Source organism: Photobacterium atrarenae (assembly GCF_024380015.1).
GTDB classification, from domain to species: Bacteria; Pseudomonadota; Gammaproteobacteria; order Enterobacterales; family Vibrionaceae; genus Photobacterium; species Photobacterium atrarenae.
The window spans coordinates 2,540,002-2,566,702 of the sequence record NZ_CP101508.1 but is presented as its reverse complement, the minus strand read 5'-3'; the positions used below and the strand labels follow the sequence as shown (position 1 = coordinate 2,566,702).

General features: G+C 53.1%; 25 protein-coding genes and 2 tRNA genes. 21 read left to right on the top strand and 6 right to left on the bottom strand.

Annotated elements, in window-relative coordinates; translation table 11 throughout:
* Nucleotides 1-182 precede the first annotated feature (182 nt).
* Nucleotides 183-944 carry a sulfate transporter CysZ gene (gene cysZ, locus NNL38_RS12045; protein ID WP_255388276.1) on the bottom strand — a complete coding sequence of 254 codons (762 nt, stop codon included), beginning with the start codon at nucleotides 942-944 and terminating at the stop codon, nucleotides 183-185.
* Nucleotides 945-1,343: 399 nt separating this feature from the next.
* On the opposite strand from cysZ, the gene zipA reads away from it, so the two are divergent.
* From zipA to NNL38_RS12015, 6 genes are all read left to right on the top strand, one after another.
* Nucleotides 1,344-2,531 carry a cell division protein ZipA gene (gene zipA, locus NNL38_RS12040; RefSeq protein WP_255388275.1) on the top strand — a complete coding sequence of 396 codons (1,188 nt, stop codon included), beginning with the start codon at nucleotides 1,344-1,346 and terminating at the stop codon, nucleotides 2,529-2,531.
* 69 nt (nucleotides 2,532-2,600) lie between these two features.
* Nucleotides 2,601-4,616: an NAD-dependent DNA ligase LigA gene (gene ligA / locus NNL38_RS12035; protein ID WP_255388274.1), complete on the top strand. Its 2,016-nt coding sequence runs from the start codon at nucleotides 2,601-2,603 to the stop codon at nucleotides 4,614-4,616.
* A 505-nt stretch (nucleotides 4,617-5,121) separates the two neighbouring features.
* Nucleotides 5,122-6,528, top strand: a complete 1,407-nt coding sequence (locus NNL38_RS12030) for a multidrug transporter (RefSeq protein ID WP_255388273.1) — start codon at nucleotides 5,122-5,124, stop codon at nucleotides 6,526-6,528.
* 236 nt (nucleotides 6,529-6,764) lie between these two features.
* Nucleotides 6,765-6,962 (top strand): hypothetical protein, encoded by a 198-nt coding sequence (locus NNL38_RS12025; protein ID WP_255388272.1) that lies wholly within the window; start codon nucleotides 6,765-6,767, stop codon nucleotides 6,960-6,962.
* Nucleotides 6,963-7,201: 239 nt separating this feature from the next.
* The gene (gltX, locus tag NNL38_RS12020; RefSeq protein ID WP_255388271.1) at nucleotides 7,202-8,626 is read left to right on the top strand and encodes a glutamate--tRNA ligase; all 1,425 of its coding nucleotides are present in this window, start codon (nucleotides 7,202-7,204) and stop codon (nucleotides 8,624-8,626) included.
* Nucleotides 8,627-8,816: 190 nt separating this feature from the next.
* A tRNA-Ala gene (locus NNL38_RS12015) sits at nucleotides 8,817-8,892 on the top strand.
* A gap of 246 nt (nucleotides 8,893-9,138) precedes the next feature.
* Here the strand turns inward: NNL38_RS12015 and NNL38_RS12010 are convergent.
* A tRNA-Arg gene (locus NNL38_RS12010) sits at nucleotides 9,139-9,215 on the bottom strand.
* A gap of 60 nt (nucleotides 9,216-9,275) precedes the next feature.
* Complete coding sequence (locus NNL38_RS12005; protein WP_255388270.1) at nucleotides 9,276-10,409, bottom strand: flagellar assembly protein FlgT; 1,134 nt, start codon at nucleotides 10,407-10,409, stop codon at nucleotides 9,276-9,278.
* 193 nt (nucleotides 10,410-10,602) lie between these two features.
* Here NNL38_RS12005 and NNL38_RS12000 point away from each other — a divergent pair, with 193 nt between their 5' ends.
* Both NNL38_RS12000 and NNL38_RS11995 read left to right on the top strand, forming a co-directional pair.
* Nucleotides 10,603-11,238: a FlgO family outer membrane protein gene (locus NNL38_RS12000; RefSeq protein ID WP_255388269.1), complete on the top strand. Its 636-nt coding sequence runs from the start codon at nucleotides 10,603-10,605 to the stop codon at nucleotides 11,236-11,238.
* 8 nt (nucleotides 11,239-11,246) lie between these two features.
* The gene (locus NNL38_RS11995; RefSeq protein ID WP_255388267.1) at nucleotides 11,247-11,672 is read left to right on the top strand and encodes an LPP20 family lipoprotein; all 426 of its coding nucleotides are present in this window, start codon (nucleotides 11,247-11,249) and stop codon (nucleotides 11,670-11,672) included.
* Between the two features lie 293 nt (nucleotides 11,673-11,965).
* On the opposite strand, the gene NNL38_RS11990 is transcribed toward NNL38_RS11995, so the two are convergent.
* The 3 genes from NNL38_RS11990 to flgA form a co-directional block, all read right to left on the bottom strand.
* Nucleotides 11,966-12,394 carry a flagella synthesis protein FlgN gene (locus tag NNL38_RS11990; protein WP_255388266.1) on the bottom strand — a complete coding sequence of 143 codons (429 nt, stop codon included), beginning with the start codon at nucleotides 12,392-12,394 and terminating at the stop codon, nucleotides 11,966-11,968.
* A gap of 56 nt (nucleotides 12,395-12,450) precedes the next feature.
* Nucleotides 12,451-12,774, bottom strand: a complete 324-nt coding sequence (gene flgM / locus NNL38_RS11985) for a flagellar biosynthesis anti-sigma factor FlgM (RefSeq protein ID WP_255388265.1) — start codon at nucleotides 12,772-12,774, stop codon at nucleotides 12,451-12,453.
* Nucleotides 12,775-12,847: 73 nt separating this feature from the next.
* On the bottom strand, nucleotides 12,848-13,555 hold the full coding sequence (gene flgA / locus NNL38_RS11980) for a flagellar basal body P-ring formation chaperone FlgA (RefSeq protein WP_255388264.1): 708 nt from the start codon (nucleotides 13,553-13,555) through the stop codon (nucleotides 12,848-12,850).
* A gap of 127 nt (nucleotides 13,556-13,682) precedes the next feature.
* Here flgA and NNL38_RS11975 point away from each other — a divergent pair, with 127 nt between their 5' ends.
* The 13 genes from NNL38_RS11975 to flgL all read left to right on the top strand — a co-directional run bounded on the left by NNL38_RS11975 (nucleotide 13,683) and on the right by flgL (nucleotide 26,587).
* Nucleotides 13,683-14,600, top strand: coding sequence for a chemotaxis protein (locus NNL38_RS11975; protein WP_255388263.1), 918 nt, complete (start codon nucleotides 13,683-13,685; stop codon nucleotides 14,598-14,600).
* Between the two features lie 19 nt (nucleotides 14,601-14,619).
* Complete coding sequence (locus NNL38_RS11970; protein ID WP_255388262.1) at nucleotides 14,620-15,450, top strand: CheR family methyltransferase; 831 nt, start codon at nucleotides 14,620-14,622, stop codon at nucleotides 15,448-15,450.
* Between the two features lie 163 nt (nucleotides 15,451-15,613).
* Nucleotides 15,614-16,009, top strand: coding sequence for a flagellar basal body rod protein FlgB (flgB, locus tag NNL38_RS11965; protein ID WP_255388260.1), 396 nt, complete (start codon nucleotides 15,614-15,616; stop codon nucleotides 16,007-16,009).
* Nucleotides 16,010-16,011: 2 nt separating this feature from the next.
* The gene (gene flgC, locus NNL38_RS11960; protein ID WP_255388259.1) at nucleotides 16,012-16,428 is read left to right on the top strand and encodes a flagellar basal body rod protein FlgC; all 417 of its coding nucleotides are present in this window, start codon (nucleotides 16,012-16,014) and stop codon (nucleotides 16,426-16,428) included.
* Nucleotides 16,429-16,446: 18 nt separating this feature from the next.
* The gene (gene flgD, locus NNL38_RS11955) at nucleotides 16,447-17,160 is read left to right on the top strand and encodes a flagellar hook assembly protein FlgD (RefSeq protein WP_255388258.1); all 714 of its coding nucleotides are present in this window, start codon (nucleotides 16,447-16,449) and stop codon (nucleotides 17,158-17,160) included.
* A 22-nt stretch (nucleotides 17,161-17,182) separates the two neighbouring features.
* The gene (flgE, locus tag NNL38_RS11950) at nucleotides 17,183-18,490 is read left to right on the top strand and encodes a flagellar hook protein FlgE (protein ID WP_255388257.1); all 1,308 of its coding nucleotides are present in this window, start codon (nucleotides 17,183-17,185) and stop codon (nucleotides 18,488-18,490) included.
* 247 nt (nucleotides 18,491-18,737) lie between these two features.
* Entirely contained in the window at nucleotides 18,738-19,487 is a 750-nt protein-coding gene (gene flgF / locus NNL38_RS11945; RefSeq protein WP_255388256.1) for a flagellar basal-body rod protein FlgF, read from the top strand.
* Between the two features lie 20 nt (nucleotides 19,488-19,507).
* Nucleotides 19,508-20,296: a flagellar basal-body rod protein FlgG gene (gene flgG / locus NNL38_RS11940; RefSeq protein WP_255388255.1), complete on the top strand. Its 789-nt coding sequence runs from the start codon at nucleotides 19,508-19,510 to the stop codon at nucleotides 20,294-20,296.
* A gap of 18 nt (nucleotides 20,297-20,314) precedes the next feature.
* Complete coding sequence (gene flgH, locus NNL38_RS11935; protein ID WP_255388254.1) at nucleotides 20,315-21,088, top strand: flagellar basal body L-ring protein FlgH; 774 nt, start codon at nucleotides 20,315-20,317, stop codon at nucleotides 21,086-21,088.
* Nucleotides 21,089-21,168: 80 nt separating this feature from the next.
* Nucleotides 21,169-22,239, top strand: coding sequence for a flagellar basal body P-ring protein FlgI (locus NNL38_RS11930; RefSeq protein WP_255390633.1), 1,071 nt, complete (start codon nucleotides 21,169-21,171; stop codon nucleotides 22,237-22,239).
* A gap of 33 nt (nucleotides 22,240-22,272) precedes the next feature.
* Nucleotides 22,273-23,277: a flagellar assembly peptidoglycan hydrolase FlgJ gene (gene flgJ, locus NNL38_RS11925; RefSeq protein ID WP_255388253.1), complete on the top strand. Its 1,005-nt coding sequence runs from the start codon at nucleotides 22,273-22,275 to the stop codon at nucleotides 23,275-23,277.
* Between the two features lie 221 nt (nucleotides 23,278-23,498).
* The gene (flgK, locus tag NNL38_RS11920; protein ID WP_255388252.1) at nucleotides 23,499-25,382 is read left to right on the top strand and encodes a flagellar hook-associated protein FlgK; all 1,884 of its coding nucleotides are present in this window, start codon (nucleotides 23,499-23,501) and stop codon (nucleotides 25,380-25,382) included.
* A 14-nt stretch (nucleotides 25,383-25,396) separates the two neighbouring features.
* Entirely contained in the window at nucleotides 25,397-26,587 is a 1,191-nt protein-coding gene (gene flgL, locus NNL38_RS11915; RefSeq protein WP_255388251.1) for a flagellar hook-associated protein FlgL, read from the top strand.
* The last annotated feature ends 114 nt before the right edge of the window (nucleotides 26,588-26,701 follow it).

Here is a 26,701-nt window from a genome sequence, read left to right as displayed (position 1 = left end):
TTCCTTCGTGACATGTTTAAACAGTTAACAGACTTAAGCATAAACCGTGTCCTGCATTTGAAAAGTAATTAATTGTTATATCTTATTGTTATATAGGAGGGAGTTGTAAGCAGAAATAAGCTGAAGAGAAGAGCCGCTGGCAAGGCAGAAGAGCACTTGCCAGCGCAGGGACAGATTCGGGATTAGTAATTGCGGAACTGGCCGCGGTAATGGTCCACCCACATGGCGGTTGCGCCGCATACCGCAATCGGCATCACCACCAGGTTCAGGAGCGGGGTCATGGTAAACAGCATCACTAGGCTGCCGAAACTCAGGGACTTGCCGCGCTTTTGCTTGAGTGCATCGCGCATGGCCGGGAACGGCACCTTGTGGTTGTCAAACGGGTAGTCGGCATACTGGATACTCATCATCCAGGCACTGAACAGGAACCAGAGCACCGGGCCCAAGGTCTGGCCGATGGCCGGGATCCACAGCAGGATCAGCAGCCCGATAGCTTTGGGGAGGTAGTATTTGAGCTTCACCCACTCCCGGTGCATGATTCGGGGCAAGTCTTTCAAAATGGCACTGAGGCCGGCATCCGGCGCCTTGCTGCCCGTTAACTTGGCTTCCAGGTGCTCGGCCAGCAGGCCGTTAAACGGCGCGGCAATCCAGTTGGCAAGGGTGCTGAAAAAGTAGGAAAACGTGACCAGTGCCGCAATTGCCAGCAGTGGCCAGAGCAGGTACGACAGCCAGTCGAGCCAGGCTGGCAGGGCCGACATCCAGTGATTGATCCAGTCATCGAGCTGTACCAGCACGTAGGTAAAGGCGCTGCCAAAGAGCAGGATATTGATCAGTAACGGCAGGATCACGAAACGGCGGGTGCCGGGTTGCATGGCCAATGACATGCCGTGGAAGAAATAGCCGGCGCCGCTGCTCGGTTGTCGATGGGCCGTGGACTGTGACATCGGGTTCTCCTCTGAATATACCGACGGATGATGCGAAGCAAAGAGGTCGCAACGAGTGAAAGCATGTTAACGGGGAGCCGGGCAGAGAAGCAAATGTCAAGTGAGGGCTGTGGCTGATAAAAGTAGAAAAATCCAATTTATAGGCTGAAATTTGTGCGATTTTGTGCTCAGGAGCACTATCTTGCCTGAATCGCGATAATCGTCTTCTCATTCTGATTTGAGTTTTGGTACATTAGAGCCCATTCCTTTAATTATCTGCGCCACTCTGGCAAGGTGATTAAAGGAATTGAGCAGAGCGGTTGGGGCGACCTTCAAGTTAAAGGCTCTAGCCGGATTGCCCAAGTTATAGTGATTGTCATAACCCCCGTAACGGGTAACGAGTAAAGTCAGAGTATTCATATGCAGGAATTGCGTCTGGTCCTTATTATTGTCGGCGCCCTGGCGATCGCAGCTTTATTGCTGCATGGCCTGTGGAGCAGCCGAAAGGAAAAACCCGCTAAGTTTGGTGAAAAGCCGCTGGGCAAGCTGGGTGAAGAAAGCAGTGTCGATGCTGATGGATTTGATCAGGATGGTGTCGGCAGCGTGAGAGTCGTCAACTCTGACAGCCCGAACCGGGACAAGGCGCCCCGGAAAGAGCCAGAGCTTCATTTTGGCGATAAACTGGAAGCGGATCCGCTGATGGCGCCGGCACGCCCGGTATCGCAAGCCGAGCCTGAGTTACCGGCAATGTCGGCTGAAGCGTCAGTCCAGGCGCCGGAATCGACGCCAGCACCCAAAGTATCCGATGACTCTGCCCAGGTGTCAGTGACGGCTGAGACGGCACCGCTCCAGGATGTTGCGCCGCAACCAGTACCAGAGGCCGTTCAAGCGCCTGTTCAGGGCGCGGTGGATGAGGCGACAGCGGCCCTTGAATCGGCACCGCCCGTGCAACCTGAGCATGTTGAATCTCAGGCGGCATTTGTGGAAGTGCGTGAGTCTGAAGAAGCCTTGTCGCCGACGCCTGTAGTCGAACAGACCGATCCGGTATCGGTTGCGGGTGACCGGGACTCAGGTGTAGCAGCCGAGCCTGTGGTTGAGGTGCCTGCTGGTGGTGCTGATAGCGTTGATACTGAGGCCCAAGCCCAGAATCCGGAGGTTGCGCCGGAACCAGCCACTGAGGTGCAGGAAACCCTGCCGCCGGATTATCTGGTCCTGAACGTCCATGCCCGACATGGCGAGATCATCCGTGGTAGTGAATTGTTTCGCTGTCTCGAGAGCAATGGTCTCTATTTCGGTGAAAACTCTGTTTATCACCGCCATGCTGATGCCGCAGGAACCGGGCCGATCATCTATTCGGTGACCAATATGGTCAGCCCGGGCCATTTCCCGGAGAGCGATGATCCGGCGTTTGAGACCCCGGGAATTGCGTTTTACCTGATGTTGCCGTGTCCGGGACGTGCGGATAACAACTTCAATCAGATGTTGCAGACGGCTCAGCGTGTTGCCGATCAGCTGGGCGCAGACATTCTGGATCACGAGCGGGCTTTGATCACTCCTCACCGCATTGAAGCGTGCCGAGATAAAGCCAAGCGATATACTCAGGCGTAAAACTGCGGGTATAGCATCGATTTGAACAGGCCCCTCTTGGGGCCTTATTTTTATACGATAGGAATAAGAATGAGTCACGATATTCAGCAGCAATTGTCGGCGCTGCGCGAACAACTTGCTTATCATGGTCACCGTTATTACGTTGAAGACAGTCCGGAAATTCCCGATGCTGAATATGACCGCATGATGCAGCAATTGCTTGCCCTGGAAGCGGCGCATCCGGAGCTGATCACGGCTGATTCGCCAAGCCAGCGGGTGGGTGGTAAGCCGTTGGACGGCTTTAGCGAAGTGCGTCACGAGCTGCCGATGTTGTCTTTGGATAATGCGTTTAGTGATGAAGAACTCAAAGCGTTTGAAAAACGCATCGGTGATCGATTGCCTGCCAGCTTTGCGCTGACATTTTGTTGTGAGCCGAAGCTCGATGGCCTGGCGGTCAGCCTGATGTACGAAAATGGGGTACTGGTGCAGGCTGCTACACGGGGAGACGGGACCACAGGTGAGAATATTACCGCCAACGTCCGGACCATTCGCGCTGTGCCCCTGAAGCTGCATGGCGAAGGCTGGCCGGCGCGGCTGGAGGTCAGGGGCGAAGTCTTTATGCCCAAGCAAGGTTTTGACGCCTTAAATGCCAGCGCGCAGAAAAAAGGTGAGAAAACGTTTGTCAATCCGCGCAATGCTGCGGCAGGCAGCTTGCGCCAGTTGGACCCGAAAATTACGGCGACCCGTCCGCTGAGCTTTTACGCCTACTCCGTCGGTGTGGTGGAAGGTGGAACGCTGGCGGACAGTCAGTTTGAGCGTCTGGTCCAGCTCAAGGGCTGGGGAATTCCGATGTGCCCGGAAAGCCGCCGGCTGAGTAATATTGAGCAAGTCATTGGCTATTATCAGGATATTGGTGAGCGGCGCGGAATCCTGCCCTATGAGATTGACGGGGTGGTGATCAAGGTCGATGATATTGAAACTCAGCAACGGTTAGGGTTTGTTGCCCGCGCGCCGCGTTGGGCCATTGCCTATAAGTTTCCGGCTCAGGAGGAAATGACCCGGCTGAACAATGTCGAATTTCAGGTCGGCCGTACCGGTGCAATTACTCCGGTGGCCAAGCTCGAGCCGGTGTTTGTCGGGGGCGTGACTGTCAGTAATGCCACGCTGCACAATGCCGATGAAGTGGCACGGCTCGGGGTGATGATCGGCGATACGGTGATTGTGCGCCGCGCCGGGGATGTGATCCCGCAAATTGTTTCCGTCGTCGCGTCTCAACGTCCCGAGGACGCGGCTGAGATCCGCTTCCCGTCGACATGTCCGGTGTGTCAGTCTAAGGTCGAGCGTGTCGAAGGGGAGGCGGTGACGCGCTGCTCCGGTGGATTGTACTGCCGTGCTCAGCGTAAGGAAGCACTGAAGCATTTCGTCTCCCGCAAAGCCCTGGATGTGGATGGCTGTGGTGAAAAAGTCATTGAACAGCTGGTGGAGCGGGAAATGGTGACCACTCCGGCCGACTTGTTCAAACTCTCCGCCGGGGTGCTGACGGTCCTCGAGCGTATGGGGCCGAAATCAGCGCAGAACCTGGTGGCAGCGCTGGAAAAGTCCAAGCTGACCACATTACCGCGTTTCTTGTACTCGCTCGGAATTCGTGAAGTCGGCGAGGCCACAGCAGCGAACCTGGCCAAACATTTCGAAACCATCGAAGCGCTGAGTCAGGCTACGCAGGAGCAGCTGATTGAAGTGCCGGATGTCGGAAATATTGTGGCGGAGCATATTGTGAATTTCTTCCGCGAAGCCCATAACCTGGAAGTGATTCAGGCGCTCCGCGATGTCGGCGTGAACTGGCCGGCGATCGAGAAGCCGGCAGACGATGTCGAGCTTCCACTGGATGGTAAAACGGTGGTGCTGACAGGCTCTTTGTCCCTACTGACCCGCTCGGAAGCCAAAGCAGCATTGCAGGAGATGGGAGCTAAAGTAACGGGCAGCGTCTCGAAGAAAACGGATCTGCTGGTTGCCGGTGAAGCGGCCGGATCGAAACTGACGAAAGCGCAGGAGCTGGGGATCGAAATCTGGGATGAGCAGGCGCTGGTTGATTTTATGCAGCGTTAATTAATTAGGCTCTCTCACTAAGTAAAGTGGCATTGGGGTAACCCAGGCCACTTTTTTATTGTCTTCATAATATACCTCATACATATTTTTCATCTTAAAAATACCCTTTGAAAATACTTCGTTAATAGCGCTTGTTTTTATGAAAGATGCTAAGTGATAGATCACACATTCCTCGAGTCAGATCACGGTATGGTAATGGATTTATCATAAAGTGCTGTTTTTTATCTTTTTTGTCGTCAGTCGTGATATGGCTTGACCTGGATCACTAATGGCGAAAAAGTTTGCACTGCCTCATATTTTTTGAACGATTAAGTAAGTTATCGTTGATGTTTTGCGCTGCGAAAGTAGTCTTGTGAATGAAGTAAATCAAACGTTCCAAGTGAACTTAAGAATATGATTTAGCACTGTTGATCAACGGGGCTGACATATTGGGAGTTGCTTAGTGCCTTCGGCGGCCAACCTTTCAGGCACAGGTAAATCAGCTAGTATTTTTAGGAGTTTTTCCATGGATAAAATGTTTAAGCGTTCAGTATTAAGTGCTGTTGTGGTCGGCGTGATGGCTGGCTCGGCACTGACTGTCACCTCGACCGCTCAGGCTAGTGGCTTTCTCGATGACTCATCAATGAATGGCTCAGTCAACTTCTTCCTGCGCGATCGTGAGCGTGGCGGATTTGATGCGGCTACCAAAAAAGATACCCCTAAGAAGCCGAATCTGGATCATGGTTCAATCTTCATGAACCTCGGCTTTAATTCTGGTTACGCGGGTGATGTTGCGGGCCTGGACCTGAATGTCTATACCACCTTTGATATGTGGCAGAATGCTTCACCAGATCATGAAATGAACTTCTGGAATGTCAGTGGTCCATACGGCAGTGATGGTCCGGCGAGCGGTGAGTGTCTGGATAAGAAAGGGGATGCGGGTACTGAAAGCAAATGGAATGTTGACTGTAATGAGAATGGCATTAGCTACCAGACGGTTGCGGCCAAGTTTAAGTTTGGTGACAGCGCTACAGCAAAATTAGGTTATTTCCAGCCATCTGTACCAACGGCGATTGGTGTAAACTGGAGCTTTGCTGCCGGTACCTACCTCGGTGGTGAGCTGGGGATGAACCTGGGCGATTTGCAACTGGGTCTGGTCTATGCTGATCGATATAAAGCGCCTTGGTTCAAAGATACCTACAAGTTCCAGCAGACAGACGGTACAGATGCCGGTGATGCCTACTCAATCGGTGCACGCTACTCCTTGCCGAGCGGCCTGAATATTGATGGTGCATACGCAGGCTTGACGGATGGCGATCGTAAAACAGCGCACCTGAAACTGAATTCGACCTCAGACAGCGGTCTGTACCTGGCCGGCCAGTTGTACGCTGTTGATGATGACCAATTGTATGACAGCACGGCTTATCAGTTTGCATTCATGTCCGGTAAGTCATTCGGTCAATACTCGGTCCGTGCAGAAGCAACCTATACGGTAGCCGATGCGAAAGCTGATGGTGCCATGGGTAACTTTGCTTACCGCCTGACAGCGCAATACGGCGGCTCGAACGGTACCTATGATGTGTGGTGGAACAACCGTTCAGACTTCAACCACGATGGTGAACTGGCTGTTTTTGGCTCATTGTCTCGTGACTTCAGTGATATTGGCGCCGCTGGCTTTACCGCAGGGGTTTCGGCTGCGATGGGGGTTGCTTCATCGGATGTCGACGGCCTGGATGATTTGTCTGAGTACGCCGGGAGTATCTTCGCCAACTATGCGATTTCAAACGGCGCTCTGGAAGGAGCAAACGTTGGTTTCCACTATACTGAGTACGTCAACGATACAGAGACAGATAACTGGAGCGGCTGGACGAACCTGTTCCAGGATGAGACAGATATTAAAGTGACACTGACAATCCCTTACACCATCAAGTAATGTGTGAACAGCTATCTCGGAGCCGGGCCATGTGCCCGGCTTTTTGCTGTGAGCGAGCGGCCCTGCGTCGATACAGCTTGTACAACAGGGGTAGCATAAAGTGCCGCTGGCGATGCCCGTATCAAGCTTGAGATAAACCATTTCTTTGTTTTAAAAAATAATTGTTTGGCATCAATGTGTTTCAAAGCATGACCTATACTCCAAACTGATGTGATCACCTGAATTAGTGAGGTTGTATGAAAGCATTTGTTACAAGTATGGTGGTAGTGTTGATGTCACTTTCTTCTGCCTGGGCTCTGGCCAGTAATCAAGGCTCGGGTGGACAGCCGAGTATGCCAATTTATCGCTGTGTCATTGAGTTGGATGGTAAAACCACCCAGCAGTGGGTTCCCCATCATATTTGCCAGCAAAGAGGTGGTAAAACCGTGTTCTAATTTCCCCTGATGGGGAATTTTATATTTTCGCTGGGGTTGAAAGCATGTTGAACGGCTTTCAACCCTTTAGCGATTGCAATCCGCGGTCAAGTTATCATTGTATCTGGGTATCCCCCCCTCTTGCGGCCTACTGCGTGAATGTTGGTACTCTTGACTCACAGTGCTAGAATAGCTGCCATCTTATTCCTCGGGCAGTGATTGTGCTGCCTGACGTATCTTATTTCATTTAGGTATTTCAAATGACGGTGAAAACTCGCTTCGCACCGAGCCCGACTGGCTTTTTGCATGTTGGTGGTGCTCGTACTGCTCTGTACTCTTGGTTATTTGCGAAACACATGGGCGGTGAATTTGTCCTGCGGATTGAAGACACGGATCTTGAGCGTTCGACCCAGGAAGCGATTGACGCCATTTTGGAAGGTATGGAGTGGCTTGGCCTGACCTGGGATGAAGGCCCGTACTACCAAACCAAGCGCTTTGACCGTTATAACCAGCTCATTGATCAGCTGCTGGCGGAAGACAAGGCGTACAAGTGCTACTGTCCGAAAGCGCTGCTGGATGAAATTCGTGAAGAGCAAATGGCTGCTGGTGTAAAGCCGCGCTACGATGCTGATCATCCGAAAGTGGTTGCGGCGAATGAAGCAGCTACAGAAGACAGCCCGTTCGTGATCCGTTTTCGTAACCCGAAAACGGGCACGGTTGTTTTTGACGATCACGTCCGTGGCCGGATCGAAATTGCCAATAGTGAGCTGGATGATCTGATCATTCGCCGGACTGACGGTAGTCCGACTTACAACTTCTGTGTGGTAGTGGATGACTGGGATATGGGGATCACTCAGGTTGTGCGTGGGGAAGACCACATCAACAACACCCCACGCCAGATCAACATCTATGAAGCACTGGGTGCGCCGGTGCCTGAGTTTGCCCACTGTGCCATGATCTTAGGCGATGACGGGGCGAAACTGTCCAAGCGCCACGGTGCGGTTAGTGTGATGCAGTACCGTGATGAAGGTTACCTGCCGCAGGCGCTGCTGAACTACCTGGTGCGTCTGGGCTGGTCCCATGGTGATCAGGAGATTTTCTCGCTGGAAGAGATGATCAAGCTGTTCAGCCTGGACTCGATTAGTAAGTCTGCATCTGCCTTTAACACCGACAAGCTGCTGTGGCTGAACAACCATTATATCAAATCCTCGGATCCTGAATACGTGGCGAAATATCTGCAATGGCACCTGGATCAGAAAGAGATTGATACCGCGAACGGCCCGGCGATCACTGAGGTGATCCAATTGGTTGGTGAGCGCTGCAATACCTTGATCGAGCTGGCAGAGCAGTCGCGTTATTTCTACCAGGACTTCAGCGAGTTTGAAGCCGGTGCGGCCAAGAAGCACCTGCGTCCGGTGGCGAAAGAAGCGCTGGAGCTGGCTTTGGCGAAAGTTGAAGCGCTGGAAGAGTGGACCACTGAGAACCTGCATGCGGTGATCAAAGACACCTGTGCAGAGCTGGATCTGGGAATGGGTAAAGTGGGGATGCCGCTGCGTGTTGCCGTGACAGGCCAGGGCCAGTCACCATCGGTTGATGCTGTGATGCAGTTGATCGGCAAAACGCGCGTGGCTGCCCGGATTAAGATGGCGCTGGAATTTATCGCAGGCCGCGAAGCCAACGCATAAGATGCCAGCAATACAGAGCCGGTACAAACGGAAGCGTCTGACGCTTCCGTTTTTTTAGCACCTGGTGCGAATACCTGATTGCTCTGGCAGGAGTGTGAGCTGGGTTGCAAAAAGACAACGCTGGATGTTTAGCTGGGAAGTTGTCTATTGACATGAATTTACTCTGTTTTTATGATAGCTCACGTTTTCTGGGGCTATAGCTCAGCTGGGAGAGCGCTTGCATGGCATGCAAGAGGTCAGCGGTTCGATCCCGCTTAGCTCCACCAAATTATCCCAGGCTTGGTTTACAAACTGGAACCAGGCAACACAGAAACCCTGCATTTTGGCGGGGTTTTTTGTTTTCTGGCGTATGCACTCTATCGATACTTCCACCAAATCAAACCAAAGCGGTTCAGTCCACTGAGAGGAAAGGCAGTCAAAGGCCAGGTGATAAGTAGTTGAGTCACATGACCGCACAAACCCGAAAAATCTTGGGGGCTCTATGGGTGTGACGAAGAAAGGCGGATTGGGAATGGCGCTCCCTGCAGGAGTCGAACCTGCGGCCTTCCCCTTAGGAGGGGGACGCTCTATCCGGCTGAGCTAAGGGAGCCTTGTCTGTCAATAACGTCGCCATTATACCTAGAATCCGCCATTTTTTAAGCGCTTATTATTAGCGCAGACGTTGCTTGGTCAGTAAATCGCCAGGCTGGATACTGCTTGCCAGATCCGGCTGCATCACGATGAGCTCGGCAGATTTCTCATAGACGCGCTCCACTTGCAGCGTGATTTCAGTCTGAACCATGCGGTTACGCGGGATCCCTTGTTGATCAATAAACCCGGCGCTGTGCCAGAGTGCCAGCTGATCGCCCCGTTTTACACCGTGGATCCGGCCGACGTTCACCTGAACACTGTTGCCATAGACATTCACGATTTCCGGTAAACTGGTGCGGCAAGAGAGCGAGCTCTCCAGGTCCAGCATCATGTTGCGGCTGACGCGCTGGACGGCCTGGCCATAAGGGGATTGCCAGAAGCGGGCACTTTGGGTGTCGACATGGCTCGTACGGGCAAATGGCCATTGTGCGACTTCACGGTAATTTTTCTGCAGCAGGATTTCGCCGGTTTTGCCGTCCATGATCTCCAGGGTGGCGGCAAACTGGCGGTTGACCTGATCGTCGCTAAAACGCTTTTGTTCCAGAGTTGAGGTCAAATCGGTGATCCGGCCGCTAACGATGTACTGGGCATCGTTGTCTTCGGCCAGCATCATCATCGCAGCAGGTTGGCCGGGATTGACGGCAACCCGGGTTGTGCCTGAGACCACGAAGCTTTGTGAATGGCGGGCAATCTGACGTTGCACCAGGGCAGTAAAATCATTGCCGAGCTGGTAGATGCCGCCCATGGCAGCGTGCTGCGGAGAAATGATGGAAAAGTTGCTCAGCAGTACACCTTTTTTATACTGCACTTTGTGGCAAGTATTTGCCGATGGATAAATATCGATCCGGGCGGTCAGGTAATATTTGCCGCTTTGCTGTCCCGAGTTGAGGACGATGATATGGCGAACCTCGTTGCCACTGAACTGATATTCTTTTCGCGCTGTCGCCAGATAAGGCTTGAGGTGGGAAAAGCTGGCGATATCGGCACCGGCGTGGGCCATGGCCTGATAAACCGCATCTTCCAGCGCATTGGCCCGGGCGTTACTTTCACTTTCCAACATCACGGCGGAGCCGGTGACTTCCATCCAGGCAGCATGTAGCGGCGCCGAAGCCAGCAGGCCAAATGCCATAAGGAAATTGATTAATCTTTTCATTATCTCTCGATTTCGGTATGAAAATTGCTTTCCACTATTTAGTGTTAGAAAATTTGCCGTGTCGGCTGATTGACACGCAATCAGCATATGCAAAGAGCGTTCCCGACAATAGAATAATGGATTCATCGGTAAAGTTTTTCTTTCTTTGAACGATAACAGGCTACAAGGCTATTTTCACCCGGAGTTGGCAAGAATGAAAAAATGGATAGTCCTGATACTGGCAGCGATGACTGTATCTTGCACCTACTCTCCGATCTATAACGGTAAAGAGCCGTATATGGGGAGCGCTTTCCTGCTGAAGGAGACGCCGCGCCATACCATGGACTTCTTCATTGAGGGGCTGACTGAGCAACTGCTGACGTCGAATCAATATCTCAGTGCCAAAACCCCGCTGGCAGTAACTTCCTTTGTGGACTTACAGCAGATGAACGAGACCAATTGGCTTGGTAATACGGTGACCGAAGGGTTTATGTACCAAATGCAGCAACGCGGCTTTACGGTGGTGGACTACAAGGCGACCGGGGCGATTAAAGTGACGTCAGATGGTGATTTTGCGATTAGCCGTAACTGGCGCGATCTGGCTGGTGAGCAGCCGGTTGATTATGTCTTAACGGGAACCATGCTGCGTCAGGGCGCCGGGGTCCTGGTCAATGCCCGGATTATCGGCATGCGCTCACGGGTGGTGATTGCGTCGGCCCAGGGCTTCCTGCCGGCAGATCGGATTGGACGTGACCTCGATACTTTGAATAAAATGCGACTCCGGAATGGTGTCATTATTCGTAATGATGCGACAACCTTTGATCGAAATACTGTTGTGTTGAAACCCTAGGAGTTGATATGCGCTACTGGTTTATGCTGCTGGTTGCACTGTTGGTCGGATGTCAGCCTTTAACTGAAATCCGTAACGAAAACCTGATCACTGCAGTCGGTTACGCCTCGATTAGTGAGCAGCGTGGCAGTACGCTGGAAGAAAAGCGGGTCCGGGCGATGCGGGCGTCCAAAATAGATGCCTACCGTGAGTTAACCGAGCAGGTTTATGGCATGCGGATCAGCGCCAGAGCGGCCATGGAAGACCAACAGCTTGGCACGGAGCGAACCGACGGTGCCGTTGATGGGATCATCCGGGGCGCTGAAATACTCCGGAGCTACCCGGTCGGCGATAGTTTTGTGACTGAGATGCAACTGGATCTGAGCAAGATGGATCGGATGAAACAGCATGGGGAAGTTTTCCACGTGCCGGCGAACCAGGAAACGCTGTTCTAGAGCTTTAGTCACCCCCGCCTTAGGCTATTTTCTCACTGGAGCAAATAGCCTGGCCAAGGCGCGCCTTTCATGATTGGCTCCAAGGCCAAGATTTCCTTTCCAGCGTCGTCGTTGGTTTTTTTTATCAGAACAATACCAGATCGGTGTTACGCGCGGAGCCGCTGCTTGCTCTGCGGCCTCTCTTGCGATTGAGGGATATGACCCAGTGGGGTTGGTATTTTTGGCTGCTCGCCAGCTTGTATGGCGGAGAGATGGCTTCCGCTGGGCTGACTTAACAGATCTGGAAAGAAAGATCAGGCTTTGATATTGGTACCCAGGGAGCGAACATTCTGCGCGACGCCGCTGCTGTTGTAAGTCATTTGCTGCTTGCCCCGGCTTTGCTGGAACAGGTTATTGAGCTTGTGAAAGCTCAGTTGTGCACGCTGTAATGCTTCGCCATTCACTTCATTGATTTCTTTGCAGCGGGTGACGGCAGCTTTGATTGTGCTGACTTGCTCTGCCAGTGCCGGGTTGTCCGTCAGTTGCTGGCGGTGGGTATGGCTGGCAATCAGGTGGTCCTGCTGCTGGACTTGGTTGAGCAAGGCCTGCTTGTCACCGGCAAGGCGGGCAATATCCGCGGACTTTCTATCGACAATCGCCGTTTTCTCCTGCTCAAGCAGGCGACGGAGTGACTCCAGCGTAGCCAGTTGCAGTGCCAGAAGTTGTTCGATGCTTTGCGCCATAAGAAATTGCTTCGCCATTCAGAAAAGACTGTCGCGATATAGAGCCGCGTCCTGAGTTACAGGCCGCGTAACTCGTCTTCAAATTTAAGCATGTTCGATGCCAGCTTTTCAGCATCCACCTTGTAAGCACCATTAGCAATGGCATTTTTAATCGCCGCGACTTTGGCGCTGTCAAAGCTGGGCTCTGCGGCGAGTTGTTGATGGATTTGACCCACTGCTTTTCCTTGCGAGCTGAGTGATACCGCATCTTGTTGGCTGTTGCCGATTCCCTGAGATTGCTGATTTTTCGCAGTCGATGACGCCGCATTCGGTGTATTACCGTTTACATTGCGGGAGGTCGTCATCAAATGGCCAGCGCGAAGCTGATCAATACTTGCCATAGTAAAATGCCTTTGCACAAAAAACTAGATACAGCCACTACATCGGCAGCCCATATGATAACTTTAGCATTTTTTAAAAGTTAACCGTGACTTCGCCGACGCCGGTGATCACCCCGTCGACGATACGTTTGGACTTACTGTTTTGCACCCGGATTTGCTCTCCGAGTGAGCCGTCAGACAGGGCGGTGCCCTTGGTGATGACATTCAGCCCGCTTCGGCCGGCTTTAATCAGCACCGCATCATTGCGGCAGACTAGGCAGATATCATTGCCCTCAATGGCTTCGCCAATCTTAACACCGCGCTTGACCTTAGAGCCAATGATTTGTTCCGGCCTGTCAAACAGGACACCGCGCAGGAATCGGGCTTCGACCAGCCGGATATCGAGGTCAGCGGCACTTAGAACCGCCCCACGGGCAAGTGGCTTGACGGCGACGACCCGTGGCAGCAACAGCTGAGTCTGGACGGGAACATAGACTTGCCAGCCGTCTGTAGGACATCGGACCAATACGGTAATATTTCCGGTAAGTGACTGCTTACCTGGAATCGATGGTTCCAGCGGGGCTGCGCAGTGAGTCAGTTTTAACCGGGAGTCCAGGCTGGCCGCTTGAACCGTCAACTGGCCCCTTGCAGGCTGATCAATGATTGTCTTTACGTATTCTTCGGCGGTATGCTGGACCTGATCGAGCGGATTTTGAGTCTCAGCTGACACAAAACCGTTAAAGAAAATGGTCAGCAGGCCGAAAAGCAAAGACAGGAGTGTGAAATGTGTTCTTCGGTTCACGGTTTTTACTCTTTAATGCAGGGTCGAAGGGGCTACAATTAGCCTCGAGCTCATCTTATGAAATTTGCGGTGATAATGCTCATCAAACACGCATCATCAGAAAAAACGAATAACATGGAGTCACCTTATGTCGGGGATACTGGATTCAGTGAATCAGCGCACCCAGCTTGTTGGTCAAAACCGTTTGGAGCTACTCACCTTTCGGCTCAAAAGACGCCAGCGCTACGGGATAAACGTATTTAAAGTCAAAGAGGTGCTACAGTGCCCGAAACTGACCACTATGCCGAACCTGCACCCGTTGGTCAAAGGGATCGCCCATATTCGTGGTCAGACGATCTCGGTGATTGATATGAGCCTGGCCACCGGTGGCCGCCCGATTGATGATCTGGACAACTGTTTTGTGATCATTTCCGAGTTTAACCGCTCGATCCAGGGGTTCCTGGTCTCATCGGTTGAGCGCATCATCAATATGAACTGGGAATCGATCCTGCCGCCGCCCAAAGGGGCCGGTAAGGAAAATTACCTGACCGCCGTGACCGAGATTGACAACGAGCTGGTTGAAATTCTCGATGTGGAAAAGATCCTTGACGAAATTTCTCCGGTCAGTACCGATATTACCGGTACCGTGCTGGAAGAGCTGGTGGAAGAGACGCCGACCGTGCGTCGGGTGCTGGTTGCCGATGACTCCAGTGTTGCGCGTAAGCAGGTGCAGCGCGCAATCGAAGCAATAGGCTGTGAATGCGTGTTGGTGAAAGACGGCAAAGAAGCGATTGATAAGCTGTGCGAAATGGCTAAAGAGCAGAGCATTTATGAGCAGCTGGCGCTGGTGATTTCCGATATCGAAATGCCGGAGATGGATGGCTATACCTTAACCGCTGAGATTCGTAACAATGCCCAGTTGAAGGATTTACATGTTATCCTTCACACCTCCCTCAGTGGGGTCTTTAACCAGGCGATGGTTGAGCGAGTGGGTGCCAATGCGTTCATTCCTAAATTTAACCCGGATGAGCTGGGTGCTGCGGTAAAAGCCGCGATGCCGGAATAATCGGAATTAAGAGTAGTAGATGACAGCCATAACCATAAAAGATCAGGAATACCGTGACTTTTGTCGTTTTTTAGAGTCGCAGTGCGGCATAGTTCTTGGCGATAGCAAACAGTATTTGGTCCGGAGTCGACTCAGTCCGTTGGTCAGCCGATTTTCGTTATCATCGCTATCTGAGTTGCTGCAACTGGTCATCAGTGGCCGGAACCGCGAGCTGCGGGTGGCAGCTGTCGATGCGATGACGACTAATGAAACGCTGTGGTTTCGCGATACCTATCCGTTTACGGTATTGGCCGACAAGATTTTGCCGGAGCTGGCGGCAAACAAGCGTCCGATAAAGATTTGGTCTTCGGCTAGTTCATCCGGCCAGGAACCATACTCCATTGCGATGACGGTGCTGGAAACACAAAACCGGCGGCCGGGCATGCTCAGTAGTGGGGTTCAAATTACCGCGACGGATATTTCCCAGACGATGCTGGATACCTGCCGTGCTGGGGTTTACGACAACTTGGCCTTAAGCCGTGGCTTATCGCCGGAGCGCCGGCGGACGTTTTTTGAAAACAACGGTGACGGCCGGATGAAGATCAATGACAAAGTCAAACGCATGGTCAGCTTCCGTCCGCAGAACCTGAAAGACAGCTATGCGCTGCTGGGCAAATTTGACGTCATTTTCTGCCGTAACGTGCTGATTTACTTTTCGCCGGAGATGAAGGCGAAAGTGTTGAACCAAATGGCAGCCAGCCTCAACCCCGGTGGTTACCTGCTGCTGGGAGCCTCGGAGTCGCTGACCGGTCTGACCGATAAATTCGAGATGATCCGTTGTAACCCGGGTATTATCTACAAGCTGAAATAACCGCCACTGAGCTGAGCCTGAATCAATTCCAGGCTCGGCTTTCTTCCTCCGGCACCATTTCCTCCGGTGCCATCACCGACAGCCTTTTCTCTACTGATTCCGTTAATTGATAAAATTGGCACAGCCTTTGCTTTTAACTTGTTAACGATTTTTGGAGGCTGCGATGTCCATCTCATTCGATAAAGCATTAGGTATTCACCAGCATACGGTTGGCGTGCGCGGTAAGCGCGCGGAAACTCTGGCAAGTAACATCGCCAACGCCAACACGCCGGGATACAAAGCAAAAGATATCGACTTTCAGCGCGCGCTGAATGCGGCAACCTCAGAGGCAAGTATTGGCCTGAGCCGGACCAATGAGCGGCATATCTCTGCCTCCACCAAGGTGATGGGCGAGCAGAAATACCGGGTGCCGACCCAGCCGGATACTGGCGACGGTAATACGGTAGATGCGCAGGTGGAGCAAAACCTGTTTATGCAAAACGCACTGGAATACCAGGCATCGCTTGACTTTCTGGGCTCTAAATTCAAGAACCTGAGCAAGGCATTAAAAGGAGAATAATCATGAGCTTGTTTAATGTTTTTAATGTCACTGGTTCTGCCATGAGTGCCGAGTCTGTTCGCCTGAACACCACCTCGAGTAACCTGGCCAATGCCAACAGTGTCAGCAGCTCGGCGGAAGAAACTTACCGCGCGCGCCATCCGGTTTTTGCCGCTGCACTGGAAAGTGCCAGCTATAACCGTGAAGACAGTGTGCCGGTGCAGGTGAATGGGATTGTCGAAAGTGAAAAGCCACTGCGAGCCGAATACAACCCGGAGCACCCGCTGGCCAACGCAGAAGGGTATATCTACAAGCCGAATGTGAATGTGATGGAAGAAATGGCCAACATGATTTCAGCTTCTCGTTCCTATCAAAGCAACGTGCAGGTGGCAGATGCGAGCAAGCAGATGCTGATGCAAACATTGCAGATGGGTAAATAAGGGTAAGGAGTGACTGTTATGACCGGTATTAACGGCGCAGGTCAAAGCAATTTGTCCTACCTTGATCAACTCAAGGGGATGCAAGAGAAAAAGCTGCAGGAAGAGCAGAAAGTCACTGGCCAGAATGAGCTGAAACAGGAAGACTTTCTATCCCTGCTCACTAAGCAGCTGGCCCAGCAGGATCCGTTCAAGCCTGTCGGCAACGATCAGATGATTGCCCAGATGGCTTCCTTTGCCACTGTGGACGGGATCAACCAGATGAACGAGCAGTTTGGCAGCCTGAACTCAGCCATGACTTCGAATCAGGCATTGCAAGCTTCCTCCCTGGTCGGGCGGGATGTGTTGATCCCGAGTGCTACCGGGGTGAAAACAGCCGAAGGCTCCGTTGCCGGCATGGTGAAGCTGCCGAAGGCCCTGAATAACATGATGCTGCGGATTGAAAACGAGCAGGGTCAATTGATTAAGAGCCTGGATATGGGCGCCAAGCCACCGGGGGAGCACCGGGTGGAATGGGATGGAACAGACGAACAAGGCAATGTTTTGCCAGAAGGTCGTTACCAGCTCAAAGTTGCCGGGCTAGTGGACGGCGAAAGCCGTGAGTTTGATGTGTCTACCTATGCCAATGTGAACAGTGTGTTGCTGGGCAACGGAGACGGTAATGTCATGCTCAACCTGGCGGGCTTTGAATCGCCATTCAAGCTATCTGAAGTACTGGAAGTCGGCAAGGTTTAACCGGTTTTAGGAGATTTAAAACATGGGATTTAATATTTCGCTCAGCGGTATTGGAGCTTCGCAGAAAGACCTCAATACCACCAGTAACAACATTGCCAACTCCAATACCTACGGTTTCAAAGAGTCCCGTGCCGAGTTTGGTGATGTATATTCAAGTTCGATTTTCTCGAATGCCAAAACCACCACCGGAGGCGGGGTACAAACCTCTGTGGTTGCGCAGCAGTTCCATGAAGGCTCGAGCATTTACACCAATAACCCGATGGATCTTCGGATCTCCGGCAGCGGCTTCTTTGCGGTCGCGGACGATAAGCTGCAGCCGCAGAACAACAGCCTGACCCGAAACGGCGCGTTCCATCTGGATAAAGACAACAATATCGTCAACTCCGAGGGCCAGTACCTGCTGGGTTACCAGGTGGATCAAGAGACAGATCAGGTGACCTCTTATGAGTCTCAGTCTCTGAAAGTGCCGGATCAGTTTGGTCAGCCACGGGCATCAGGCAATGTTGAGGTTGGGGTCAACCTGCCGGCCAATGCAGATGTGAAAGATCCCAAGCAGTTCAACTTTAATGACCCGGACTCTTACAATAAATCGACCTCGGTGACGATTTATGACTCGCTGGGCCAGCCCTACAAGATGACGACCTATTACGTCAAAGACAATACGGCTCCGAATCGCTGGGCAGTTTACTACACGGCGACGGATGCGACCGGTGAAAAGCCGGTTAATGTAACCAATGGTGGCTCGGCAACGGCGACCGGCCAACAGGGCAGCTTTATTGATTTTAACACTGATGGCTCGGTGGCCTCGGTGAATGGCGGCAACCCCATCCAAACGGAGCCGCTTGGCGCAACCGGCGCCGGGCTGGATTTGAATGGCGCGGATGAGAGCCAGACGCTGAACATTAATTTTGACGAACCGACTCAATATGCGGCGCCGTTCGAAATTCGTCGCTTCAATGAAGACGGGGCAACGACAGGGTACCTGGCGAAAGTGGACATCGATGCCAAAGGCTCGATTGTGGCGACTTACAGTAACGGTGAAAACGTCACCTTGGGTCGGGTTGGGATGGTTCGTGTACCGAATGAGCAGGGGCTGGTGTCTAAAGGCGGAACCCAGTGGGTGGTGAGTCAAGATTCTGGCGCTGCGATTTGGGGGGAAGCCAGCCAGGGCGCATTCGGCGCGGTGAAGAGTGGCACCCTGGAGCAATCCAACATCGATATGACCCAGGAGCTGGTGGACTTGATCACCGCACAGCGCAACTTCCAGGCCAACTCGCGTGCGCTGGAAGTTGATAACCAGTTGCAACAGACCATCTTGCAGATCCGCTAATCAAGACTGCCTCGCTGACGGCACTCTGGTGCCGTCTCATCGGATGCTTGCCGTTTTTTCGATTGCCGTGGTGTGAGGACAGCACAGTGTTAAAAAAGCGGCAATGATTGTCCGCACCTGCCATAAATTTGTCTTTTCCCGGCCGCTTCGGCCTGCTGAATTTCCTAACCTTCTGATTTATAGTTGCTATCTAGTGGTGGCATAGTTATTGCTTTATTTTGTCCAGATTGTGATTGGAGAGGCAATAATGGATCGTTCACTGTATTTGGCCATGAGTGGCGCGAAGCAAGATATGTATGGGCTGCAACTGCATGCCAATAACCTTGCCAACGTGAGAACTGCGGGTTTTCGTGCTGATCTGGCGCAGGCGCGCAGTATGCAGGCCTACGGTGAAGGACTGCCGAGCCGGGTGTTCTCGATGACGGAGAGCCCGGGTCAGGATATGTCGCAAGGCTCGGTGATGACCACTGGGCGGGATCTTGACGTTGCAGTCGAAGGGGATGGCTGGTTGACGGTGCTGGACCCGTCGGGTCAGGAAGCCTATACCCGGGCCGGCCACCTGAAAATTGATCAGACCGGGATGCTGCAAAATGGCAGCGGCCATCTGATGATGGGCGAAAACGGCGGCCCAATCTTTATTCCTCTGCCAATCAGCAAAATTGAAATTGGTAAGGACGGTACAGTCTCCGTTCTGCCACAGGGCGCGCCACCAGAAGCGATGGAAGTAGTTGATCGCCTGAAACTGGTTCGCCCGGATCATGCTAACCTGCGCAAAGACGCCAATGGCCTGTTTAAATCCAAAACCCCGAATGAAGTGTTTGACGCAGATGCCGGCGTCAAGCTGCTTAATGGGGCGCTGGAAGGCAGCAATGTCAACGCTGTGGGTGAAATGACCAGCATGATCGACCTGCAGCGACATTTTGAAATGCAGGTAAAACTCATGAAAACAGCAGAAGAAATGGATGCGGCATCTTCGTCACTGCTGCGTTTAGACTAAACCGATAAGAGGAATTCAATATGCATCCGGCACTATGGGTCAGTAAAACAGGTCTTGACGCTCAGCAAACCAATATTTCGACCATTTCGAACAACCTGGCCAACGCCTCGACGGTGGGCTTTAAGAAAAGCCGTGCGGTGTTTGAGGATCTGTTCTATCAGAATATTAACCAACCGGGCGGTCAGTCGACGCAGGATACCGAGTTGCCCTCAGGCCTGATGCTGGGTGCCGGCTCCAAAGTGGTCGCGACCCAGAAAGTCCACACCCAGGGCAATACCCAGACTACCAACAATGCCATGGACATGATGATAGAAGGCGATGGTTTCTTCCAGATCCTGCTGCCGGACGGCAACATGGGTTACACCCGCAACGGTCAGTTTACGATCAATGGTGAAGGCCAGCTGGTCACGACGGGCTCAGGTTATGTGGTTCAGCCGGAGATTGTGGTGCCGGAAGATGCCGTTGGGATCACCGTCGGGACCGACGGGGAAGTGTCGGCACGGATCCGCGGCCAGCAGGAAAACCAGGTCCTGGGTCAGATCACCACGGTTGATTTTATTAACCCGGGCGGTCTGGAGCCGATAGGCCAGAACCTGTTTTTGCCAACGGGTGCCAGCGGTGATGCCCAGGAAGGGGTTCCCGGACTGGACGGGTTGGGTTCAATTCGCCAGTCCATGCTGGAGACGTCGAACGTGAATGTGACGGAAGAGCTGGTGAATATGATCGAAGCCCAGCGGGTATATGAGATGAACTCGAAAGTGATCTCGACCGTGGATCAGATGCTCAGTTACGTCAATCAGCAGCTCTAATCGGGAGTTAACGTAGCGATGAAAAAGCTTATCTTGGGGTTGGTGATTGCCCTCTCGGGTTGTTCCCAATTTCAGCAGCAACAGGCGCAGGAATCGGATGTGGCACAGGCAACCTCGTCGGTGGATGCGGTGGAAGGGACGTCGGAGCAGGAGACGGGGCTGATTGATCGCATGCGTCGCCGTGATGATCCGCAAGCCGGCGATCCGGCTTGGACCGGTATCCGACCGCAGGAAAAGCCGGAGCATTACTCAACCGCGACCGGCTCGCTGTTTGATGCCAACGGTGCCCAGGACCTGTATGACGATACCAAGCCGCGCGGGTTGGGGGATATTGTCACCGTGCTGCTGGAAGAGAAGACCCAGGCCAAGAAAAGCGCCAGCTCGGATGTCGACAAATCGGCTGATCTGGCGATGGATCCGATTGTGCTGGGCGGGCAGCCGATCACTATCGGCGATCGGGATTTATCCTATGAGCTGAGCAATGCCAATACCTATGCCGGGAGTACCTCGGCGGATCAGAGCAACAGTATCCAGGGCTCGATTTCGGTTGAAGTGGTTGAAGTGCTGGCCAACGGTAACTTACTGGTCCGTGGCGAGAAATGGCTGACGTTAAATACCGGGGATGAATATATCCGGGTCAGCGGCACGATTCGCCCGGATGATATCAGCCAGGAAAATACCATTGCTTCCACCCGGATTGCCAATGCCCGGATTCAGTATTCCGGCACCGGCGATCGCCAGGATGTTCAGGAGCAGGGCTGGCTAGCCCGGTTCTTCAACGTCAGTATTTAATTTAATGGGTCATGTTTGATTCAGCCAAGCTTGATTTCAAGGATTTTCGGAGCACCAAAGTGAGACTCTCGACATTGTTTATGGGCCTGATCCTGCTGTTGGCGATGCCATCCCAAGCTGCGCGGATCAAAGATGTGGCACAGGTCGCCGGCGTACGGAGTAACCAGCTGGTGGGCTATGGCTTGGTGGTTGGCTTACCGGGCACCGGGGAAACCACGCCGTTTACCGACCAGAGCTTCAATGCCATGCTGCAGAATTTCGGCATCCAGCTACCGCCGGGCACCAAGCCGAAAACCAAAAATGTCGCAGCGGTGGCGGTAAATGCAACCTTGCCGCCGTTTACCAAGCAGGGGCAGACTATTGATATTACCGTCTCTTCGATTGGCTCCGCAAAAAGCCTGCGCGGCGGTACTTTGCTACAAACCTTTCTCAAAGGCCTGGACGGTAAAGTCTATGCGATTGCTCAGGGCAGCCTGGTCGTCGGCGGCTTTAGTGCTGAGGGGGCCGATGGCTCTAAGGTCGTCGGTAATACGCCGACGGTTGGACGGATTTCCAATGGTGCCATGGTCGAGCGGGAAGTGCCTAACCCGTTTGGTCGCGGGGACTTTCTGACTTTTAACCTGTTTGAGTCCGACTTTACCACCGCCCAGCGCATGGCAGATGCGGTCAACCAGTTCCTCGGGCCGCAAATGGCCGCAGCGATAGACGCCACCTCGATCCGGGTACGGGCACCACGGGATGTCAGCCAGCGGGTGGCATTTTTATCGACGATCGAAAACCTGGAGTTTGAGCCGGCTGACGGCGCGGCCAAGATCATCGTCAACTCACGGACCGGCACTATTGTGGTCGGCCAGCATGTGCGGCTGAAACCTGCGGCAATTACCCATGGCGGGATGACGGTAACGATTAAAGAAAATTTCACCGCCAGCCAGCCGAATGCGTTTTCTGGCGGTAATACCGTGCTGGTGCCGAACTCAGATATTAATGTTGAGGAAGAAGACTCGCGGATGTTTAAGTTCGAGCCGGGCGTGACTTTGGACGAGCTGGTTCGGGCGGTCAACCAGGTCGGGGCTGCGCCGTCAGATTTGATGGCGATTTTGCAGTCTCTGAAACAGGCCGGGGCCATTGAAGGCCAGCTCATTATTATTTAAATCGCAACTGCGACGAATCTTAGGTTTCTAGCTATGAAGACCACTGATCCGGGCTTTATTCACGACATCTCCAACCTTGAACGGTTGCGGGCGGGAATTAACAGCGACGAGAGTGCCTCATTACGCGGTGCGGCGCAGCAGTTCGAGGCGCTGTTTACCCAGATGCTGTTTAAATCCATGCGCCAGGCGAACGAGGCGTTTGAGTCAGATTTGATGAGTAGCAATAGCACCAAATTTTTCGAGCAGATGCGTGATGAGCAGATGGCCAGTGAGCTGAGCTCAACCGGCTCGCTTGGATTGGCAGATCTGATTGTCGAGCAGCTGGGTGGCGGTGAAGAGAATACGGTGAGCGCCGATGATACGGCGTTTCGTGAGGCGGCCAAGGCCGTGCCGCTGAACTTGCCGTCTGAACTGAAGCCTTTGCCGGATCGCCAGCCGGATAAAGCTATGATTTCGGATAAAGCCATGATCGAAAAAGCGGCGGATGATGCGCTGGCGCTGATGCAAAAAACGCAGCCGGCATCTTTCACTGCGCCGGTGCCGCCGAGAAAGTTGGCAGCCTCCGAGCCTGAGTTTCGCTCGCCGGAAGATTTTGTGACCCGGATGCGTCCGTATGCAGAGAAGGCTGCCCATGCCCTGGGCACAGAGCCTTCGGTATTGATCGCACAAGCGGCGCTGGAGACTGGCTGGGGCAAGAAAGTGATCCGCAATGCGGCCGGAAACAGCAATAACCTGTTTAATATCAAGGCCGACCCGCGATGGTCGGGCAACAAAGTCGCGACCAGTACCCTGGAGTTTCACAACGGGATCCCGGTTCAGGAAAAGGCGGCATTTCGCTCTTATGATAATTATCAGCAGAGCTTTAATGATTATGTTCGCTTCCTCAATGAGAACCCACGCTATTCCCAAGCCTTAGAGCAACCGGCTGATCCGGTTCGCTTTATCCGCAATTTGCATCAGGCCGGCTATGCGACCGACCCCAAATATTCTGATAAAGTGATCAGTGTGATGGATACCGTAAAGCGCTTGATGAAATAAACGTAACTGCCCTGCTGATGCAGGGCGGGTGATTCCTGCCGCTGCTCCTCCAGCCTCTGCGCTTCTTCGTCACGGCAAACTCTTGCCCGCCACACCCATATTTTCCTTTCGCCCAACAAAAAGTTATTTAAATTCAATAAGATAAATTTATTCTTATTATGGAATGAATTTTGCATGGTTAACTTTAGATTACATTAACCCCCTCAATCGTTGGAGGATCCATGGGGTTTGACTTGCTCAACCTTGGCTCACAGGGGTTGATGACTGCTCAGCGGCAGCTCAACACCACCAGCCATAACATTAACAATGTTAATACCGAAGGCTACAGCCGTCAGTCTGTGGTCCAGCAAGCCAATGATCCGATCTGGTGGGGGGGAAACCAGTATGGCACCGGGGTGCATGCGGCAGAAGTTCGCCGTGGGTTTGATCAGTTTGCCACCAACGAGCTGAATCTGACCACCACCAACCTGAGTTATGCCATGGAGCGGGAAGGGCAACTGGGACGGTTGGACAATATGCTGGCCAACAGTGCCAAGAAAATCCCGGAAGATATGAACCAGTGGTATGACGCTGTGAAGGCACTGGCGGATAGCCCGAATGATATGGGCTCGCGCAAGGTGGTGCTGGAAAAAGGCAAGATGGTGGCGGCTGGCCTCAATGACAATTACACCATTCTGGCGCGTCAGCAGTCAGAAACCAATGAAGTGCTGTCACGCACCCTGAACCGGGTCAATGACATTGCCCGAGAGCTGGTGGATGTGCACAAGGCGCTGGTGAAAACCCCGGCGTCCGGTCATGACAACGATCTGCTGGATCGCCATCAGAGCTTGATCAATGAACTGTCGGAATACACCAAGGTTACGGTGACCCACAAGAATGACGAGAGCTTCAACGTGATGATTGGCAGCGGCCATACCCTGGTTTCCGGAACGGAAGCCAGTGAGCTGCGCATGGTCAGCGGCAAACCGGATCCGCAGCAGACCCAATTGGCCATCGTGGAAGGGAAATCGCTGAAAACAATCCGAAATGATGACATCGGCGGAAAAATGGCGGCCTTGTTTCAGTTTCGTGATGAGACCCTGACCCATGCCATGGATGAGATCGGGCGGATTGCCATCGGCTTTTCGCATTCGGTGAATGAGCTGCAGCAGCAGGGCTTGGATCTGAAGGGGCAGGTCGGGCAGAACATGTTCCGGGATGTCAACGATCCGGCCGTTGCTGCGGCTCGGGTGATGTTGCCGGCGGGATCCAGTGCGGATCTGAAAGTCTATGTCGAGGATCTCAGTCAAATGAAGATCGGCGAATATGGCCTGACGTTTGACGGCAGTCAGCACACCCTGGCGATGCCGGATGGCAGCCGCCAGACGGTGATCCCGAGCGGTACCCCGCCGACCTTTGCGATGGATGGTTTCCGGGTCGAAATGGAAGCACCAATGAAAGCCGGGGAGCGGATTGTGCTGCGTCCGACCCGCTCGGCAGCGGGGGAGATCAGCATGAGCCTGACCGATCCGGCCGGTATTGCCGCGCAAAGCTATTTAAGCTCAGCCAGCCAGATCCAGGGCAGTGCCGAGTTTCATGTGACCCGTGGCGGTAGCTTACATGAATTCCAGGTGGCCGTCTCACCGGATGCCAGCCAGTACGCGGTGCTGGATAAGCAAGGCAATATTTTACAGCCGCCGCAACCTTATCCACCGTCCGGCGAAGTGGTGATTGGTGGCAGTGGCTTCACGCTGGGGCCGGGGGCAGCCGGAGGCGATCTGTTCGCGGTGAACCTCAATGCGGCGGATGGGGACAATGGCAACCTGCTCCGGATGCAGGATCTGCAGGCAGATAAGCGGATGGATGGTGGCCGCTCCACCGTGATTGATGTTTACCAGGGGCTGAACACCGAGATGGGTGTGCAGAAGGCTTCCGCCGCACGCTTGAAAGAAGTCGGACTGGTCGAGAAAGATGCGGCCGAGAGCCGGGTGGCGGAAATTGCCGGGGTCAACCTCGATGAAGAGGCGGCAAACATGATGAAGTTTCAGCAAGCCTATATGGCTTCATCCCGGATCATGACCGTCGCCAATGAAACGTTTGACACCTTACTGAATGCTTCACGCTAGGAGACTGACAGACCATGATTAGCCGAATTGCCAGCTTCCATAATTATCAGTCGGTGGCCAATGACATGAACCGCCAGCAAGTAAAAGTTGCAGAAAACCAGCAGCAGCTGGCATCCGGCAAGCGCTTGCTGACAGCCGGAGACGACCCGGTCTCGTCCATCTATATCCAGAACTTTGATCAGCAAAATACCCAAATCGAGCAATCGTTGAAGTCGATCACGCTGGCACGAAACCGACTGGACAATGAAGAAACCGCGATCACGGAGGTTGAAAACCTGCTTGATGAAGCCAAACGCAAGTCGATGATGATGGTGAACGGCTCCTTATCCGGGGATGATCGCCTGGCACACAAACAGGATATGCAGGGGCTGTTTGATTCGTTCATGAACCTGGTCAATACCCAGGATGAATCCGGCAACTATGTGTTTGCCGGGACCCAGTACAGCAAACAGCCGTTTTTCCGGGATAATAACGGTCATGTCAGCTACGTCGGTGATAGCTATCAGCGGATGGCGAAGGTGGCACCGGCCGTCGAAGTCCCCATGAATGATGCCGGTGACAAGCTGTTTATGGAAGTCACCAATCCGTATGGTGATTATCAGCCGGACTATCAGCTGCGGGAAGGCTCGATGTTGCTGCTCTCGCAAGCGACCAACAGTAATGATGCCGATCAGTCAGCGTACCGGGTTGAGTTCACGACCTCGCCGTCCGGTACCTCGTACCAGCTGTACCAGAATGGCGCGGTGGTCAGCAGTGCACCGTTCGAACCCGGCAAAGGGATTGAATGGGGCACCCTGAAGGTGGACATTGAAGGGGAAATCGAAAACGGGGATGTGATCGATTTATCCCGCCAGGACAAAGTGAACGTGTTTGATGCTTTTCGCCGCGGTATCGAGCTGTCGGATCGCAGCGTGTCGGATGCTTCGGCATCTGCTGAGTTGCATCAGGTTGCGGCAGAGTTGTCTGAAGGCTTCAAGCATATTAACCGGGCCCGGTCAGAAATTGGTACCCGGCTGCAAACTTTAGATCGCCAGGAAGATATGCATGAAGATTTCCGGATCGTGATGAAGCAGGCCCGCGGGACGCTGGAAGATCTCGATTACGCGACGGCGGTGATTGAACTCAATGAAAACATGATGGCCCTGCAGGCATCCCAGCAGGCCTTTGCTAAAACCAAAGATCTGAATTTGTTTAATTATATCTGATCCGATTGATCGGGTCGGCCGCCAAGAACCAGGTTCGGCTGGCTGATGGTGCCAGCGGCAAAAGATGAATGCGGTTTCCGGCAAAGTGGCAACTGAACTGGCACCGGCTTGCCG